Origin of the sequence: Vibrio lentus (assembly GCF_002875945.1) — a bacterium.
Taxonomy (GTDB): domain Bacteria; phylum Pseudomonadota; class Gammaproteobacteria; order Enterobacterales; family Vibrionaceae; genus Vibrio; species Vibrio apostichopi.
This window is the reverse complement of sequence record NZ_MCZK01000167.1, coordinates 1-14,342: the sequence shown is the minus strand read 5'-3', so window position 1 is coordinate 14,342 and position 14,342 is coordinate 1. Positions and strand designations below refer to the sequence as shown.

The 14,342-nt window shown below is 45.3% G+C and carries 28 protein-coding genes; all 28 read right to left on the bottom strand.

What is annotated here, in order from left to right; translation table 11 throughout:
* Positions 1 to 157 precede the first annotated feature (157 nt).
* The 28 genes from rplQ to rpsJ all read right to left on the bottom strand — a co-directional run bounded on the left by rplQ (position 158) and on the right by rpsJ (position 13,805).
* Positions 158 to 538 (bottom strand): 50S ribosomal protein L17, encoded by a 381-nt coding sequence (gene rplQ, locus BCT49_RS21675; RefSeq protein WP_004729812.1) that lies wholly within the window; start codon positions 536 to 538, stop codon positions 158 to 160.
* A gap of 24 nt (positions 539 to 562) precedes the next feature.
* Positions 563 to 1,555 carry a DNA-directed RNA polymerase subunit alpha gene (locus tag BCT49_RS21670; protein ID WP_004729813.1) on the bottom strand — a complete coding sequence of 331 codons (993 nt, stop codon included), beginning with the start codon at positions 1,553 to 1,555 and terminating at the stop codon, positions 563 to 565.
* A gap of 22 nt (positions 1,556 to 1,577) precedes the next feature.
* Positions 1,578 to 2,198, bottom strand: coding sequence for a 30S ribosomal protein S4 (gene rpsD / locus BCT49_RS21665; RefSeq protein WP_017076303.1), 621 nt, complete (start codon positions 2,196 to 2,198; stop codon positions 1,578 to 1,580).
* Between the two features lie 31 nt (positions 2,199 to 2,229).
* Positions 2,230 to 2,619, bottom strand: coding sequence for a 30S ribosomal protein S11 (gene rpsK / locus BCT49_RS21660; protein WP_004738778.1), 390 nt, complete (start codon positions 2,617 to 2,619; stop codon positions 2,230 to 2,232).
* A 19-nt stretch (positions 2,620 to 2,638) separates the two neighbouring features.
* Complete coding sequence (rpsM, locus tag BCT49_RS21655) at positions 2,639 to 2,995, bottom strand: 30S ribosomal protein S13 (RefSeq protein ID WP_004738779.1); 357 nt, start codon at positions 2,993 to 2,995, stop codon at positions 2,639 to 2,641.
* A gap of 148 nt (positions 2,996 to 3,143) precedes the next feature.
* Complete coding sequence (rpmJ, locus tag BCT49_RS21650; RefSeq protein ID WP_000868186.1) at positions 3,144 to 3,257, bottom strand: 50S ribosomal protein L36; 114 nt, start codon at positions 3,255 to 3,257, stop codon at positions 3,144 to 3,146.
* Between the two features lie 39 nt (positions 3,258 to 3,296).
* Positions 3,297 to 4,631: a preprotein translocase subunit SecY gene (secY, locus tag BCT49_RS21645; protein WP_004736759.1), complete on the bottom strand. Its 1,335-nt coding sequence runs from the start codon at positions 4,629 to 4,631 to the stop codon at positions 3,297 to 3,299.
* Positions 4,632 to 4,651: 20 nt separating this feature from the next.
* Complete coding sequence (rplO, locus tag BCT49_RS21640) at positions 4,652 to 5,086, bottom strand: 50S ribosomal protein L15 (RefSeq protein WP_004736758.1); 435 nt, start codon at positions 5,084 to 5,086, stop codon at positions 4,652 to 4,654.
* A 5-nt stretch (positions 5,087 to 5,091) separates the two neighbouring features.
* Entirely contained in the window at positions 5,092 to 5,268 is a 177-nt protein-coding gene (rpmD, locus tag BCT49_RS21635; protein WP_004736756.1) for a 50S ribosomal protein L30, read from the bottom strand.
* A 7-nt stretch (positions 5,269 to 5,275) separates the two neighbouring features.
* A complete protein-coding gene (gene rpsE, locus BCT49_RS21630; RefSeq protein WP_004736754.1) occupies positions 5,276 to 5,776 on the bottom strand; it encodes a 30S ribosomal protein S5 in 501 nt (166 codons plus the stop codon).
* A gap of 14 nt (positions 5,777 to 5,790) precedes the next feature.
* Positions 5,791 to 6,144: a 50S ribosomal protein L18 gene (gene rplR, locus BCT49_RS21625; RefSeq protein WP_017104678.1), complete on the bottom strand. Its 354-nt coding sequence runs from the start codon at positions 6,142 to 6,144 to the stop codon at positions 5,791 to 5,793.
* Between the two features lie 9 nt (positions 6,145 to 6,153).
* Complete coding sequence (gene rplF / locus BCT49_RS21620; RefSeq protein ID WP_017104677.1) at positions 6,154 to 6,687, bottom strand: 50S ribosomal protein L6; 534 nt, start codon at positions 6,685 to 6,687, stop codon at positions 6,154 to 6,156.
* Between the two features lie 10 nt (positions 6,688 to 6,697).
* Complete coding sequence (gene rpsH, locus BCT49_RS21615; protein WP_017104676.1) at positions 6,698 to 7,090, bottom strand: 30S ribosomal protein S8; 393 nt, start codon at positions 7,088 to 7,090, stop codon at positions 6,698 to 6,700.
* A gap of 29 nt (positions 7,091 to 7,119) precedes the next feature.
* Positions 7,120 to 7,425 (bottom strand): 30S ribosomal protein S14, encoded by a 306-nt coding sequence (rpsN, locus tag BCT49_RS21610; RefSeq protein WP_004736747.1) that lies wholly within the window; start codon positions 7,423 to 7,425, stop codon positions 7,120 to 7,122.
* A 16-nt stretch (positions 7,426 to 7,441) separates the two neighbouring features.
* A complete protein-coding gene (rplE, locus tag BCT49_RS21605; protein ID WP_004738790.1) occupies positions 7,442 to 7,981 on the bottom strand; it encodes a 50S ribosomal protein L5 in 540 nt (179 codons plus the stop codon).
* A gap of 24 nt (positions 7,982 to 8,005) precedes the next feature.
* On the bottom strand, positions 8,006 to 8,323 hold the full coding sequence (gene rplX / locus BCT49_RS21600; protein WP_017108547.1) for a 50S ribosomal protein L24: 318 nt from the start codon (positions 8,321 to 8,323) through the stop codon (positions 8,006 to 8,008).
* Between the two features lie 11 nt (positions 8,324 to 8,334).
* Entirely contained in the window at positions 8,335 to 8,706 is a 372-nt protein-coding gene (rplN, locus tag BCT49_RS21595; RefSeq protein ID WP_004736740.1) for a 50S ribosomal protein L14, read from the bottom strand.
* A gap of 161 nt (positions 8,707 to 8,867) precedes the next feature.
* A complete protein-coding gene (gene rpsQ / locus BCT49_RS21590) occupies positions 8,868 to 9,122 on the bottom strand; it encodes a 30S ribosomal protein S17 (protein WP_004736739.1) in 255 nt (84 codons plus the stop codon).
* Entirely contained in the window at positions 9,122 to 9,313 is a 192-nt protein-coding gene (rpmC, locus tag BCT49_RS21585) for a 50S ribosomal protein L29 (RefSeq protein WP_004736737.1), read from the bottom strand. The genes rpsQ and rpmC overlap by 1 nt, the downstream gene beginning before the upstream one ends.
* A complete protein-coding gene (gene rplP / locus BCT49_RS21580) occupies positions 9,313 to 9,723 on the bottom strand; it encodes a 50S ribosomal protein L16 (RefSeq protein WP_004736736.1) in 411 nt (136 codons plus the stop codon). The genes rpmC and rplP overlap by 1 nt, the downstream gene beginning before the upstream one ends.
* Before the next feature lie 11 nt (positions 9,724 to 9,734).
* Complete coding sequence (gene rpsC / locus BCT49_RS21575; protein WP_004736734.1) at positions 9,735 to 10,433, bottom strand: 30S ribosomal protein S3; 699 nt, start codon at positions 10,431 to 10,433, stop codon at positions 9,735 to 9,737.
* Positions 10,434 to 10,451: 18 nt separating this feature from the next.
* A complete protein-coding gene (gene rplV, locus BCT49_RS21570) occupies positions 10,452 to 10,784 on the bottom strand; it encodes a 50S ribosomal protein L22 (protein ID WP_004736732.1) in 333 nt (110 codons plus the stop codon).
* Between the two features lie 10 nt (positions 10,785 to 10,794).
* Positions 10,795 to 11,073, bottom strand: coding sequence for a 30S ribosomal protein S19 (rpsS, locus tag BCT49_RS21565; RefSeq protein WP_004736729.1), 279 nt, complete (start codon positions 11,071 to 11,073; stop codon positions 10,795 to 10,797).
* A gap of 19 nt (positions 11,074 to 11,092) precedes the next feature.
* Positions 11,093 to 11,917, bottom strand: coding sequence for a 50S ribosomal protein L2 (gene rplB / locus BCT49_RS21560; RefSeq protein WP_017104674.1), 825 nt, complete (start codon positions 11,915 to 11,917; stop codon positions 11,093 to 11,095).
* A gap of 14 nt (positions 11,918 to 11,931) precedes the next feature.
* Positions 11,932 to 12,234 carry a 50S ribosomal protein L23 gene (rplW, locus tag BCT49_RS21555; RefSeq protein ID WP_004738802.1) on the bottom strand — a complete coding sequence of 101 codons (303 nt, stop codon included), beginning with the start codon at positions 12,232 to 12,234 and terminating at the stop codon, positions 11,932 to 11,934.
* Positions 12,231 to 12,833, bottom strand: coding sequence for a 50S ribosomal protein L4 (rplD, locus tag BCT49_RS21550; protein WP_017104673.1), 603 nt, complete (start codon positions 12,831 to 12,833; stop codon positions 12,231 to 12,233). Before rplD ends, rplW begins: the two co-directional genes overlap by 4 nt.
* A gap of 16 nt (positions 12,834 to 12,849) precedes the next feature.
* Positions 12,850 to 13,479 (bottom strand): 50S ribosomal protein L3, encoded by a 630-nt coding sequence (gene rplC / locus BCT49_RS21545; protein ID WP_004736763.1) that lies wholly within the window; start codon positions 13,477 to 13,479, stop codon positions 12,850 to 12,852.
* Between the two features lie 14 nt (positions 13,480 to 13,493).
* Positions 13,494 to 13,805, bottom strand: a complete 312-nt coding sequence (gene rpsJ, locus BCT49_RS21540) for a 30S ribosomal protein S10 (RefSeq protein WP_004736761.1) — start codon at positions 13,803 to 13,805, stop codon at positions 13,494 to 13,496.
* Between the last annotated feature and the right edge of the window lie 537 nt (positions 13,806 to 14,342).

Genomic DNA, 14,342 nt, shown 5'->3' with positions numbered 1-14,342 from the left:
GAGATACGAGATACGAGATATTTTTGAATAATGGAGCAGAGAAGGCAAGAATAAATGCCAAACATCGTGGTGCAAGTTTCTTACTCTAAGGACACAAAATCCAGATACAAAAAAGCCGAGCTAATGCTCGGCTTTTGTATTAAGAATCTAGTATAGATTACTCAGCAGCTTCTTCAGCAGCTGGGCGGTCTACAAGCTCAATGTAAGCCATTGGAGCTTTATCACCAGTACGGAAACCACATTTAAGAATGCGAGTGTAACCACCTTGGCGAGCCGCGAAACGCGGGCCTAGTTCATTAAATAGTTTTGCCACAACTTCGTTATCACGAGTGCGAGCAAATGCAAGACGACGGTTAGCAACACTGTCTGTCTTAGCTAGGGTAATCAACGGCTCAATTACGCGACGTAGTTCTTTTGCTTTAGGCACGGTAGTTTTAATAACTTCGTGACGAACAAGAGAGCTAGCCATGTTGCTGAACATCGCTTTGCGATGACTGCTGTTGCGGTTGAGTTGACGACCACTTTTACGATGGCGCATGACCTAATCCTTCTAACTTTTCGATTAATCTTCAGCGATTGACGCTGGTGGCCAGTTTTCTAGGCGCATGCCTAGAGAAAGACCACGTGAAGCAAGCACATCTTTAATCTCTGTAAGAGATTTCTTACCAAGGTTTGGCGTTTTAAGTAGCTCAACCTCAGTGCGCTGTACAAGATCACCGATGTAGTGAATCGCTTCTGCTTTCAAACAGTTAGCAGAGCGAACTGTTAGTTCAAGATCGTCTACAGGACGCAGTAGGATAGGATCGAATTCTGGCTTCTCTTCCTTCTCCTCAGGTACACGTACATCACGAAGATCTACGAACGCATCCAGTTGTTCAGCTAAAATAGTAGCTGCACGACGGATTGCTTCCTCAGGTTCAAGAGTACCGTTCGTTTCCATATCGATAACAAGCTTGTCTAAGTCAGTACGTTGTTCTACACGTGCCGCTTCTACAGCGTAGGCGATTTTATCGACCGGGCTGTAAGTAGCGTCAACAAGTAGACGACCGATTGGACGCTCATCTTCTTCAGTATGGATACGAGCTGAAGCTGGAACGTAACCACGACCACGTTCAACTTTGATACGCATAGCGATCTCAGCGTTGTCATCCGTTAGGTGACAAATAACGTGCTCAGGGTTAGCGATCTCTACATCACCATCGTGGGTGATGTCACCTGCAACAACAGGGCCTGAGCCTGATTTGTTCAGTGTAATAAACACTTCATCTTTGCCTTCAGCAACGCGTACAGCCAAACCTTTAAGGTTTAGAAGGATTTCTAGGATATCTTCCTGAACGCCTTCTTTAGTGCTGTATTCGTGTAGCACACCTTCGATTTCAACTTCTGTTACGGCACAACCCGGCATAGAAGATAGAAGAATGCGGCGAAGAGCATTACCTAGAGTGTGGCCGAAACCGCGCTCTAATGGCTCAAGAGTTACTTTCGCGTGTGTCGTATTGATCTGTTCAATGTCAACAAGACGCGGCTTAAGAAATTCTGTTACAGAACCCTGCATTGTGTCCTCTCTTTTTTTAACCTTACTTAGAGTAAAGTTCGACGATCAAGTGTTCATTGATGTCAGCTGATAGGTCAGAACGCTCAGGCATACGCTTGAATGTACCTTCCATCTTGCTAGCATCTACTTCAATCCAAGTTGGCTTTTCACGTTGTTCAGCAACTTCTAGAGCCGCTTTAATACGAGATTGCTGTTTAGCTTTCTCGCGGATAGAAACAACGTCGTTAGCCGCTACTTTGAAAGAAGGAACGTTTACAACTTTACCGTTAACTAGAATAGACTTGTGGCTAACTAGTTGACGAGATTCAGCACGAGTAGCGCCAAAGCCCATACGGTAAACTACGTTATCAAGACGACCTTCAAGAAGCTGAAGCAAGTTTGCACCTGTGTTGCCTTTAAGACGTGCAGCTTCTTTGTAGTAGTTGCGGAATTGTTTTTCTAGAACGCCGTAGATACGACGAACTTTTTGCTTCTCACGAAGCTGAACGCCATACTCAGATAGACGACCGCGACGAGCGCCGTGTACACCTGGTGCGTTATCAATTTTACACTTGGTATCGATCGCACGGACACCAGACTTAAGGAATAAGTCAGTACCTTCGCGACGGCTAAGCTTCAGCTTAGGACCCAAATATCTTGCCATGATCTTTCTCCAATATTCCTAGAAACGAAACTTAAACGCGACGTTTCTTAGGTGGACGACAACCGTTATGAGGGATTGGTGTCGCATCAACAATGTTAGTGATACGGAAACCAGCAGCGTTCAGTGCACGAACAGTAGATTCGCGACCTGGACCTGGACCCTTAACCATAACTTCCAAGTTCTTTAGGCCATATTCTTTAGCCATTTCACCACAACGCTCAGCTGCAACTTGTGCTGCGAACGGAGTAGATTTACGAGAACCACGGAAACCTGAACCACCAGCTGTAGCCCATGCAAGAGCGTTGCCTTGACGGTCAGTGATAGTTACGATTGTGTTGTTGAAAGAAGCATGGATGTGCGCTACGCCATCAGCTACTTGCTTGCGTACGCGCTTACGCGCGCGAGTTGGTTGTTTTGCCATTGTACTCTACCTTATCCGACTATTTCTTGATCGGCTTGCGCGGACCCTTACGGGTGCGAGCGTTGGTTTTAGTACGCTGTCCACGTAGTGGTAGACTGCGACGATGACGAAGACCGCGGTAACAGCCAAGGTCCATAAGACGCTTGATGTTCATCGATACTTCACGACGTAGATCACCTTCTACAGTGTACTTAGCTACACCATCACGCAGTTGATCGATCTGCTCTTCAGTTAGTTCACTGATCTTAGCATCTTCAGCAATACCCACTTCAGCTAGAATAGCTTGAGAGCGAGTTTTACCGATACCGTAAATTGCAGTAAGTGCAATTACAGAATGCTTATGATCAGGAATGTTAATGCCGGCTATACGGGCCATTATTCACTCCTAAGGGGTTCATAAAAGAATTATCCGCAGCAAAGCCCGTGATGGATACGCTGCGGCATACTACTTCTTTTGCACGCAAAAGGTAGGCCGAGGAATATACTCGACTCTACCTTGTATTTCAAGTAAAAATTTCTGCTAATTAGCCTTGGCGTTGCTTATGCTTTGGCTCACTGCAAATCACGCGAACGACACCGTTACGCTTGATAACTTTACAGTTACGGCAGATTTTTTTAACGGAAGCACGAACTTTCATTGCTAAACTCCGTAATGGAATCTAAATGCTACAACCGGATTAACGGCCGTAACCTTTAAGATTCGCTTTCTTTAACACAGAATCATACTGTTGTGACATCAGATGAGTCTGTACCTGTGCCATGAAATCCATGATAACAACCACTACGATTAGTAGGGATGTGCCGCCAAAGTAGAAACGAACGTTCCACGCGACCATCATGAACTCAGGAATCAGACATATAAAAGTAATGTATAGAGCGCCCGCAAGGGTTAGTCTAGTCATCACTTTATCGATATATTTCGCTGTCTGCTCACCTGGGCGGATACCGGGTACGAATGCACCAGACTTCTTCAAGTTATCAGCTGTTTCACGTGGGTTAAACACCAACGCTGTATAGAAGAAACAGAAGAAGATTATAGCTGCTGCATAAAGCATTACATACAAAGGTTGACCTGGGCTAAGAGCTAATGACACGTCAGTTAACCAACCGAACGCGCTGCTTTCACCATTTTGACCGAACCATTGCGCTAATGTTCCTGGGAACAAAATAATACTTGATGCAAAAATCGCTGGTATAACACCTGCCATATTAATCTTAAGTGGCAAGTGAGAACTTTGTGCTGCAAACACTTTACGACCTTGTTGACGCTTCGCATAGTTAACGACGATACGACGTTGACCACGCTCCATGAAAACTACGAAGTAAATTACAGCAAAAGACAATACCGCGATAAACAACAGAAGAAGCACATGCAATTCACCTTGACGCGCTTGCTCGATTGTTTGACCGATTGCAGAAGGCAATCCAGCAACAATACCTGCAAAAATCAGAATGGAAATACCATTACCGATTCCTCGCTCAGTGATTTGTTCACCTAACCACATCAAAAACATGGTACCAGTTACTAAACTCACGGTAGCAATAAGCGTAAACATGGTTTGGTTGATAACAACCAGATTGTCGACCATGTTTGGTAAGCCTGTTGCGATACCAATAGCTTGGAATGTTGCAAGTACAAGCGTGCCGTAGCGTGTATATTGGCTTATCTTACGACGGCCTGCTTCACCCTCTTTCTTGAGTTCCGCTAACGCTGGATGAACTACAGTTAGCAATTGGACTACGATCGATGCCGAAATGTACGGCATGATACCCAATGCTAATATAGATGCACGCTCAAGAGCACCACCGGAGAACATGTTAAACATTTCTACGATGGTACCTTTTTGCTGATCGAACAAATCGGCAAGTACAGCTGCGTCAATACCAGGGATCGGCACAAAAGAGCCGGCTCGGAATACTAAAAGTGCACCAATTACGAATAACAAGCGCGACTTTAATTCACTTAAGCCGCTCTGAGCACTACGAAAATCTTTTCCTGGTTTCTTAGCCATCTGTACCTCGTTCCTCGAGATTATTCCTCGATTTTACCGCCTGCAGCTTCGATTGCAGCTTTAGCGCCTTTAGTCACGCGTAGACCTTTAACAGTCACAGCTTTGCTTAGGTCACCAGAAAGAACGATCTTAACAAACTCGATGTTCTTAGTGATAACGTTAGCAGCTTTAAGGCTGTTAAGATCAACTACGTCACCTGTTACTTTCGCTAGCTCAGCTAGACGAACTTCAGCAGACACTAGGCTCTTACGAGAAGTGAAACCGAATTTAGGTAGACGTTGTTTTAGAGGCATTTGACCGCCTTCAAAACCTGGACGAACAGAGCCGCCAGAACGTGACTTTTGACCTTTGTGACCGCGGCCACCTGTTTTACCAAGGCCAGAACCGATACCACGACCTACACGCTTCTTAGAAGGTTTAGAGCCAGCAGCCGGTGATAGAGTATTCAAACGCATTCTGATTACTCCTCAATCTTAACCATGTAGTAAACCTTGTTGATCATACCGCGTACGCACGGTGTATCTTCAAGTTCTACTGTATGGTTGATGCGACGAAGACCTAGACCTTTAAGACACGCTTTGTGCTTAGGTAGGCGACCAATTGAGCTTTTAGTTTGAGTTACTTTAATAGTTGCCATCGTGTTCTTACTCCGAAATAGATTCAACAGTTAGACCACGTTTAGCAGCAACCATTTCTGGTGACTTAACGTCTACTAGAGCACCAATCGTTGCGCGAACAACGTTGATTGGGTTCGTTGAACCGTATGCTTTAGAAAGTACGTTATGTACGCCTGCAACTTCAAGTACGGCACGCATTGCACCACCGGCAATAACACCTGTACCTTCAGCAGCTGGCTGCATGTAAACTTTAGAGCCCGAATGACGACCTTTCACCGGGTGGTGAAGAGTGCCTTCGTTAAGCGCAACAGTAACCATGTTACGACGCGCTTTTTCCATTGCTTTTTGAATCGCAGCAGGTACTTCACGAGCTTTGCCGTAACCGAAACCTACGCGACCATTACCGTCACCAACTACTGTTAGTGCAGTGAAGCTCATGATTCGACCACCTTTAACCGTCTTAGATACACGGTTAACAGCGATCAGCTTTTCTTGCAAATCATTAGCTTGTTGTTGTTCTTTAGCCATCTTCCAACCCTACCTTAGAATTTCAGACCAGCTTCGCGAGCAGAATCTGCTAGCGCCGCTACTCGACCGTGGTATTGGAAACCAGAACGATCAAATGCAACTGTAGCTACGCCTTTTTCAAGAGCGCGCTCAGCAACAGCTTTACCAACTGCTTTAGCTGCATCAACGTTACCAGTGTTCTTAACTTGCTCACGGATCGCTTTTTCTACAGTAGAAGCAGCTGCGATAACCTCAGAGCCGTTTGCCGAGATAACTTGAGCGTAAACGTGGCGAGGAGTACGGTGTACTACCAAGCGAGTTGCGCCAAGTTCTGCAATCTTACGACGTGCACGTGTAGCACGACGGATGCGAGATGCTTTCTTATCCATAGTGATACCTTACTTCTTCTTAGCTTCTTTAGTACGCACATTTTCATCTGCGTAACGAACACCTTTGCCTTTGTAAGGCTCAGGAGCACGGTAAGAACGAATGTCAGCCGCAACTTGACCTACTACTTGCTTATCGCAACCAGTAATGATGATCTCAGTTTGGCTAGGGCACTCAGCTTTAATACCTTCAGGTAGAGCGTGCTCTACTGGGTGAGAAAAACCAAGAGTTAGAGCTACAGTATTGCCTTTCATAGCAGCACGGTAACCAACACCCTTAAGAGTTAGCTTCTTAGTGAAGCCCTCAGTAACACCCACAACCATGTTATTAACTAGAGCGCGAGCTGTACCAGCCTGTGCCCATGCGTTAGTAACGCCTTCTTTCGGACCGAAAGTAAGGTTGGTTTCTTCCTGTGCAATAACTACGGCGCTGTTAAGAACGCGAGTAAGCTCACCTTTGCTACCTTTTACAGTAACTTCTTGGCCGTTTAGTTTCACCTCTACGCCAGCTGGAATAGCGACAGGTGCTTTAGCAACACGAGACATAATCTACTCCTTAAGCTACGTAACAGATGATTTCACCGCCAAGACCTGCTTTACGAGCAGCACGGTCAGACATCAGACCCTTGGAAGTAGAAACAACTGCAATACCAAGACCACCCATCACTGTAGGTAAAGAGTCTTTATTTTTATAAACTCTTAGACCAGGACGTGATACACGCTTGATTTGCTCGATTACAGGTTTAGCTTGGAAGTACTTAAGAGTAACTTCTAGCTCAGGTTTTGCTTCGCCGTCAACAGCGAAGTCTACGATGTAACCTTCAGCTTTAAGTAATGCAGCAATTGCAACTTTAAGCTTTGAAGAAGGCATTTTTACAGCAACTTTGTTTGCTGCCTGACCGTTGCGAACGCGGGTCAGCATATCCGAAATCGGATCTTGCATGCTCATAAGATTTACTCCAAATGATTAAGTGGCAATTACCAGCTAGCCTTACGAAGACCCGGAATCTCGCCTTTCATGCAAGCTTCGCGAACCTTAATACGGCTTAGACCGAATTTACGTAGGTAACCGTGTGGACGACCAGTTTGGTTGCAACGGTTGCGCTGACGTGATGCACTTGAATCACGTGGAAGAGATTGCAGTTTAAGAACCGCATTCCAACGATCTTCTTCAGATGCGTTTACATCGCTAATGATAACTTTTAGCGCAGAACGCTTTTCAGCGAACTTAACTACTAGTTTTGCACGTTTAGCTTCACGTGCTTTCATTGATTGTTTAGCCATAACAGTAACCCTACCCTTACTTACGGAATGGGAAGTTAAAGGCAGCCAGCAGAGCTCGGCCTTCCTCATCGGATCCCGCAGATGTCGTGATAGTAATATCAAGACCGCGGACACGATCGACTTTATCGTAGTCGATTTCCGGAAAGATGATTTGCTCGCGAACGCCCATGCTGTAGTTACCGCGTCCGTCAAAAGACTTAGCGCTAACACCACGGAAATCACGTACACGTGGAAGTGCGATAGAGATTAAACGCTCTAAAAATTCCCACATGCGCTCACCACGCAAGGTTACTTTACAACCGATTGGGTAGCCTTCACGAATTTTGAAACCAGCTACAGATTTACGCGCTTTAGTGATAAGAGGCTTTTGACCAGAGATCGTTGCCATATCAGCTGCTGCGTTTTCTAGCAGTTTCTTATCGTTGATTGCTTCACCAACGCCCATGTTTAGGGTGATTTTCTCAATCCTAGGGACTTGCATGACGCTTGTGTAGCTGAACTCTTTGGTAAGCTCAGCGACTACAGACGACTTGTAGTAATCATGCAGTTTCGCCATAGTAGAACTCCAAATTACTTCTAATTAGTTAGAAACAGTTTCGCCGTTAGATTTGAAGAAACGAACTTTCTTGCCATCTTCGATACGGAAACCGATACGGTCTGCTTTACCAGTAGCCGTGTTAAAGACTGCAACGTTAGAAGCATCAATAGCTGCTTCCTGTTCAACGATGCCACCTTGTTGACCTAGAGCCGGAACCGGCTTTTGGTGTTTTTTAACAAGATTGATGCCTTCAACAACAACTTTACCAGTTGTCAGAACCTTAGTTACTTTACCTTTCTTGCCTTTATCTTTACCAGCAAGAATGATTACTTCGTCATTACGACGGATTTTAGCTGCCATGTTGCCGCTCCTTACAGAACTTCAGGTGCTAGTGATACAATCTTCATGAATTTCGCGTTACGAAGTTCACGAGTCACAGGACCAAAGATACGTGTGCCGACTGGTTGCTCAGTAGTGTCATTTAACAATACACAAGCATTACTGTCGAAGCGAATGACAGAACCGTCTGGGCGACGAACGCCTTTACGGGTGCGCACTACTACCGCCTTCAGAACATCACCTTTCTTTACTTTACCGCGAGGAATCGCTTCCTTCACTGTAACCTTGATGACGTCACCGATATGTGCATAACGGCGGTGAGAGCCACCCAGAACCTTAATACACATTACCTTGCGCGCGCCAGAGTTATCTGCTGCGTCAAGTGTACTTTGCATCTGGATCATTGTTAGTGCTCCGCTAAATATTAAAACTAGACCCTCTCGGGTCGGGCTGCCTCTTTAAAAGGGACGCGAATTGTACCACCCTTTTTTTAAATTGGGTAGACAAAAAACAAGCGGCTCCAAAAAATTATTTGGAGCCGCTTTAAGTTATAGAATTACAAAGATTAAATCTTCGCCTTTTCTAGAACTTTAACCAATGTCCAAGACTTAGTCTTAGACAGAGGACGACACTCAGCGATTTCAACTTTGTCGCCTAGGCCACAAGTGTTGTCTTCGTCGTGTGCGTGTACTTTAGTCGTGCGTTTGATGAACTTACCGTAAATTGGGTGTTTTACAGTACGCTCAATAGCAACAACGATAGACTTGTCCATCTTGTCACTTACTACACGGCCTTGCTGGATGCGGTTAGTTTCGCTCATTATGCGCCTGCCTTTTCAGTCAAAACAGTTTTCACACGTGCGATGTCACGGCGTACAGCTTTTAGAGTATGAGTTTGCTGTAGTTGACCAGTTGCAGCTTGCATGCGCAAGTTAAACTGTTCACGTAGCAAATTCAATAGCTCAGCGTTAAGCTCTTCAACGTTCTTTTCGCGTAGATCTTGTGCTTTCATCACATCACCTGCTTAGTTACAAAAGTAGTTTTAACAGGCAGTTTACGTGCCGCTAGGCGGAACGCTTCACGTGCCAACTCTTCAGGTACGCCATTCATCTCGTACATAACTTTGCCTGGTTGGATTTGAGCAACCCAGTACGCAACTGAACCTTTACCTTTACCTTGACGAACTTCAAGAGGCTTTTCAGTAATCGGTTTGTCTGGGAACACACGGATCCAGATTTGACCTTGACGCTTAATGTGACGTGTCATAGCACGACGTGCCGCTTCGATTTGACGTGCAGTCAGACGACCACGGCCAACAGCTTTAAGACCGAATTCGCCGAAGCTCACTTCAGTACCTTTAGCTAGACCACGGTTACGACCAGTCATAACCTTGCGGAACTTAGTACGTTTTGGTTGTAGCATCGTTCGACTCCTTACTTACGGCCTTTACGCTGCTTCTTAGGCTTATCGCCTTTAGGCTCTACTGCGTTAGCAGCTGGCATACCGCCTAGAATCTCACCTTTGAAGATCCAAACTTTAATGCCGATCACACCGTATTGAGTGTGAGCCGAAGAAGTTGCGTAATCAATGTCTGCACGTAGAGTGTGTAGAGGCACACGGCCTTCACGGTACCACTCTGAACGTGCGATTTCAGCGCCGCCAAGACGGCCGCCTACTTGTACTTTGATGCCTTTAGCGCCTAGACGCATAGCATTTTGTACCGCACGCTTCATTGCACGACGGAACATAACACGACGCTCTAGTTGAGACGCGATGCTATCAGCTACAAGCTGACCATCTAACTCAGGTTTACGTACTTCAGCGATGTTAATCTGCGCTGGTACACCTGCGATTTTAGCTACAGCTGCACGTAGTTTCTCTACGTCTTCACCTTTCTTACCGATAACAACGCCAGGGCGAGCAGTGTGAATAGTCACACGGATGCTCTTAGCCGGACGCTCGATAACGATACGAGATAATGATGCTTTTTGTAGTTCCTTAGTAAGGAACTGACGTACCTTGAAGTCGCCGTCTAGGTTGTCAGCGAATTCGTTGGTATTAGCAAACCATGTAGCATTCCAAGGCTTAACGATGCCAAGACGAATACCATTAGGATGTACTTTCTGACCCATTGCTTAATCTCCTAGTCTTTAGCGATCTGCTACAACAATAGTGATGTGGCTTGAACGCTTCAAGATACGATCCGCACGACCTTTAGCACGAGGCATAATGCGCTTCATGATAGGGCCCTCATCTACGAAGATTTTAGCGACATTTAGATCGTCGATATCTGCACCTTCGTTATGTTCCGCGTTAGCGATAGCTGACTCAAGAACTTTCTTAACTAGTACAGCAGCTTTTTTGTTGCTGAAAGTTAGAATTTCTAGAGCCTGGTCTACCGACTTACCGCGAATTTGGTCTGCAACTAAGCGAGCTTTCTGTGGAGAAATACGAGCAAAGTTATGTTTAGCTAAAGCTTCCATCATCTACTCCTTATTTCTTCTTAGCTTTCTTATCTGCAGCATGACCGCGATAAGTACGAGTTGGTGCAAATTCGCCCAATTTGTGACCGATCATTTCTTCGGTAACGAAAACTGGAACGTGCTGACGACCATTATGGACAGCGATGGTCAAACCAATCATTGTTGGGATGATCATTGAGCGACGGGACCAAGTCTTAATAGGCTTTTTGTCTCCGCTTTCCACCGCTTTCTCTACCTTCTTCAGCAAGTGTAGGTCAATAAAAGGACCTTTCTTGAGAGAACGTGGCATGGCGATTCCTCTTTATAGATTATTTATTACGACGACGTACGATGTACTTGTCAGTGCGTTTGTTCTTACGAGTCTTGAAGCCCTTAGTAGGAACGCCCCAAGGAGAAACTGGGTGACGACCACCAGATGTGCGGCCTTCACCACCACCATGTGGGTGATCCACCGGGTTCATTACTACACCACGTACGGTTGGACGTACGCCGCGCCAGCGTGAAGCACCAGCTTTACCAAGTTCACGTAGCATATGCTCAGAGTTACCAACTTCACCGATCGTTGCACGACCTTCAGAAAGTACTTTGCGCATCTCACCAGAACGTAGACGGATAGTTACGTATGCACCATCGCGAGCGATGATTTGTACATATGCACCAGCCGAACGAGCTAGTTGAGCACCTTTACCAGGCTTAAGTTCAACACAGTGTACAGTAGAACCTACTGGGATGTTGCGCATCGGCAGAGTGTTACCTGCTTTGATTGGCGCATCAGAACCAGATTGAATCTGGTCACCTGCGTTAACACCTTTAGGTGCAATGATGTAACGACGCTCACCGTCTGCGTACAGAACTAGAGCGATGTTAGCACTACGGTTTGGATCGTATTCTAAACGCTCAACTTTCGCTGGGATACCGTCTTTAGTACGTTTGAAGTCAATCAAACGGTAATGGTGCTTATGACCACCACCGATGTGACGTACTGTGATACGACCGTTGTTGTTACGACCACCGTTCTTAGAGTTTTTCTCTAGAAGTGGTGCGTATGGCTTACCCTTGTGCAGGTCAGCGTTAACAACTTTAACGACGTGACGACGACCAGGGGAAGTCGGCTTACATTTAACAATAGCCATTTTTACTACTCCTGTTATTCCGCGCCGCCAACGAAGTCAAGATCTTGACCTTCTTTCAAAGTAACGTAGGCTTTTTTCACGTCTGAACGACGGCCTTCACGCATACCTTGACGTTTGGTCTTACCCTTTTGTACAAGAGTATTTACTGACTTAACTTCAACTTCAAATAGCTTTTCTACAGCTGCTTTGATCTCTTTCTTAGTTGCATCTTTAGCTACTTTGAAAACGATAGTGTTCGCTTTCTCTGCCGCCATAGTTGCTTTTTCAGAGATGTGCGGAGCACGTAGAACTTTTAAGATACGTTCTTCAGTGATCATGCTAGCATCTCCTCAACTTGCTTAACTGCGTCAGCAGTCATTAGAACCTTGTCGAATGCAATTAGAGATACTGGATCAATACCAGCAACGTCACGTGCGTCAACTTTGTACAGGTTACGAGCAGCTAAGAATAGATTTTCATCTACTTCGCCAGTTACAATCAGAACGTCGTTAAGCTGAAGCTCATTAAGCTTAGCTAAAAGTTCTTTTGTTTTTGGTGCTTCTACAGAGAAGTTATCAACAACGATTAGACGCTCTTGACGAATCAACTCAGAAAGAATGCTTTTCATAGCACCGCGGTACATTTTCTTGTTAACTTTTTGGCTGTGATCTTGTGGTTTCGCAGCAAAAGTAACACCACCTGTACGCCAGATTGGGCTACGAATTGTACCAGCACGTGCACGGCCAGTACCTTTTTGGCGCCATGGCTTAGCACCGCCGCCTGATACTTCAGAACGAGTCTTTTGAGCACGAGTACCTTGACGAGCACCTGCTGCATACGCAACAACTACTTGATGTACTAGAGCTTCGTTAAAGTCACGTCCGAAAGTAGTCTCGGAAACAGTTAGTGCATCAGCACCTTTAACCATCAATTCCATTACTTACTCCTAGACGTTATGCTTTAACAGCAGGTTTTACGATCACGTTACCGCCTGTTGAGCCTGGTACTGCACCTTTAATAAGGAGTAGATTGCGCTCAGCGTCAACACGTACGATCTCTAGGTTTTGAGTCGTTACACGCTCAGCACCCATGTGACCTGCCATTTTCTTGCCTTTAAACACGCGGCCTGGAGTTTGACATTGGCCAATTGAACCCGGTGCGCGGTGAGACAAAGAGTTACCGTGAGTCATATCTTGAGTAGAGAAGTTCCAACGCTTGATAGCGCCTTGGAAGCCTTTACCTTTAGATGTACCAGTAACGTCTACTTTTTTAATTTCGTTGAAAAGTTCTACGTTTAGCTCAGCGCCAACTTCAAACTCTTCGCCGTTTTCTAAACGGAATTCCCAAAGACCGCGACCTGCTTCAACACCCGCTTTCGCGAAGTGACCAGCTTCAGGTTTAGTTACACGGTTAGCTTTCTTAGCACCAGTAGTTACTTGGATTGCTGCGTAGCCGTCTGTCTCAAGAGTTTTAACTTGAGAAATACGGTTCGCTTCAACCTCAACAACAGTTACTGGGATAGAAACGCCTTCTTCGGTAAATACGCGGGTCATACCCACTTTACGTCCGACTAGACCAATCATTATTCTTATCTCCCTTAACCTAGGCTGATTTGAACATCAACGCCAGCTGCAAGATCAAGACGCATTAGAGCATCAACAGTTTTATCTGTTGGCTCAACGATGTCGATCAAACGCTTGTGAGTACGAATTTCGTACTGGTCACGTGCATCTTTGTTGACGTGTGGAGAGGTAAGAACAGTGAAACGCTCTTTACGAGTAGGAAGTGGAATAGGACCACGAACCTGTGCGCCAGTACGTTTTGCTGTTTCAACGATTTCCGCAGTTGAAGCATCGATTAACTTGTAATCAAACGCTTTAAGGCGGATACGAATACGTTGGTTCTGCATGAGACAGAGCTCCAATTATTAATAATTACACAAACAATATCGCCACTCAAACTCGAAAGAACGAGAGAATGCCGATTGATTTATGTGAAACCGTAGCATCCAAAATCAGGACGCATTGTCAGTTAACTTTTGAAGTAAACACAAGGTTTACTATTTTTATTAACCGCGAACATAAGCTGAGTATACATTACTAGGTAAGACCTACTCCTCAGTGCTCATTGGTTCACAAACCGGCGTTAGCCAGTGCGATGCATTATACAGATCACATTTTGGTATGCAAGTGTCGTTGGAAAAATAATCGGAATATATTTGATGGAGGTAATCGACGGTAGCTGAATGACGCAAGTCGAATAGCAAAGAACAGGGGAACGCTTGGGGAATTGTAGAAACAAAAGAGGTTAGAAAAATAAAAGGGAAGCCGAAGCTTCCCTTTTTCAATGCAGTTCTTCTAATGAAGAGTGTGCAAAATCAATTCGCGATTAAGCGAAGATTTTAGCTACAACACCAGCACCAACTGTACGGCCACCTTCGCGGATT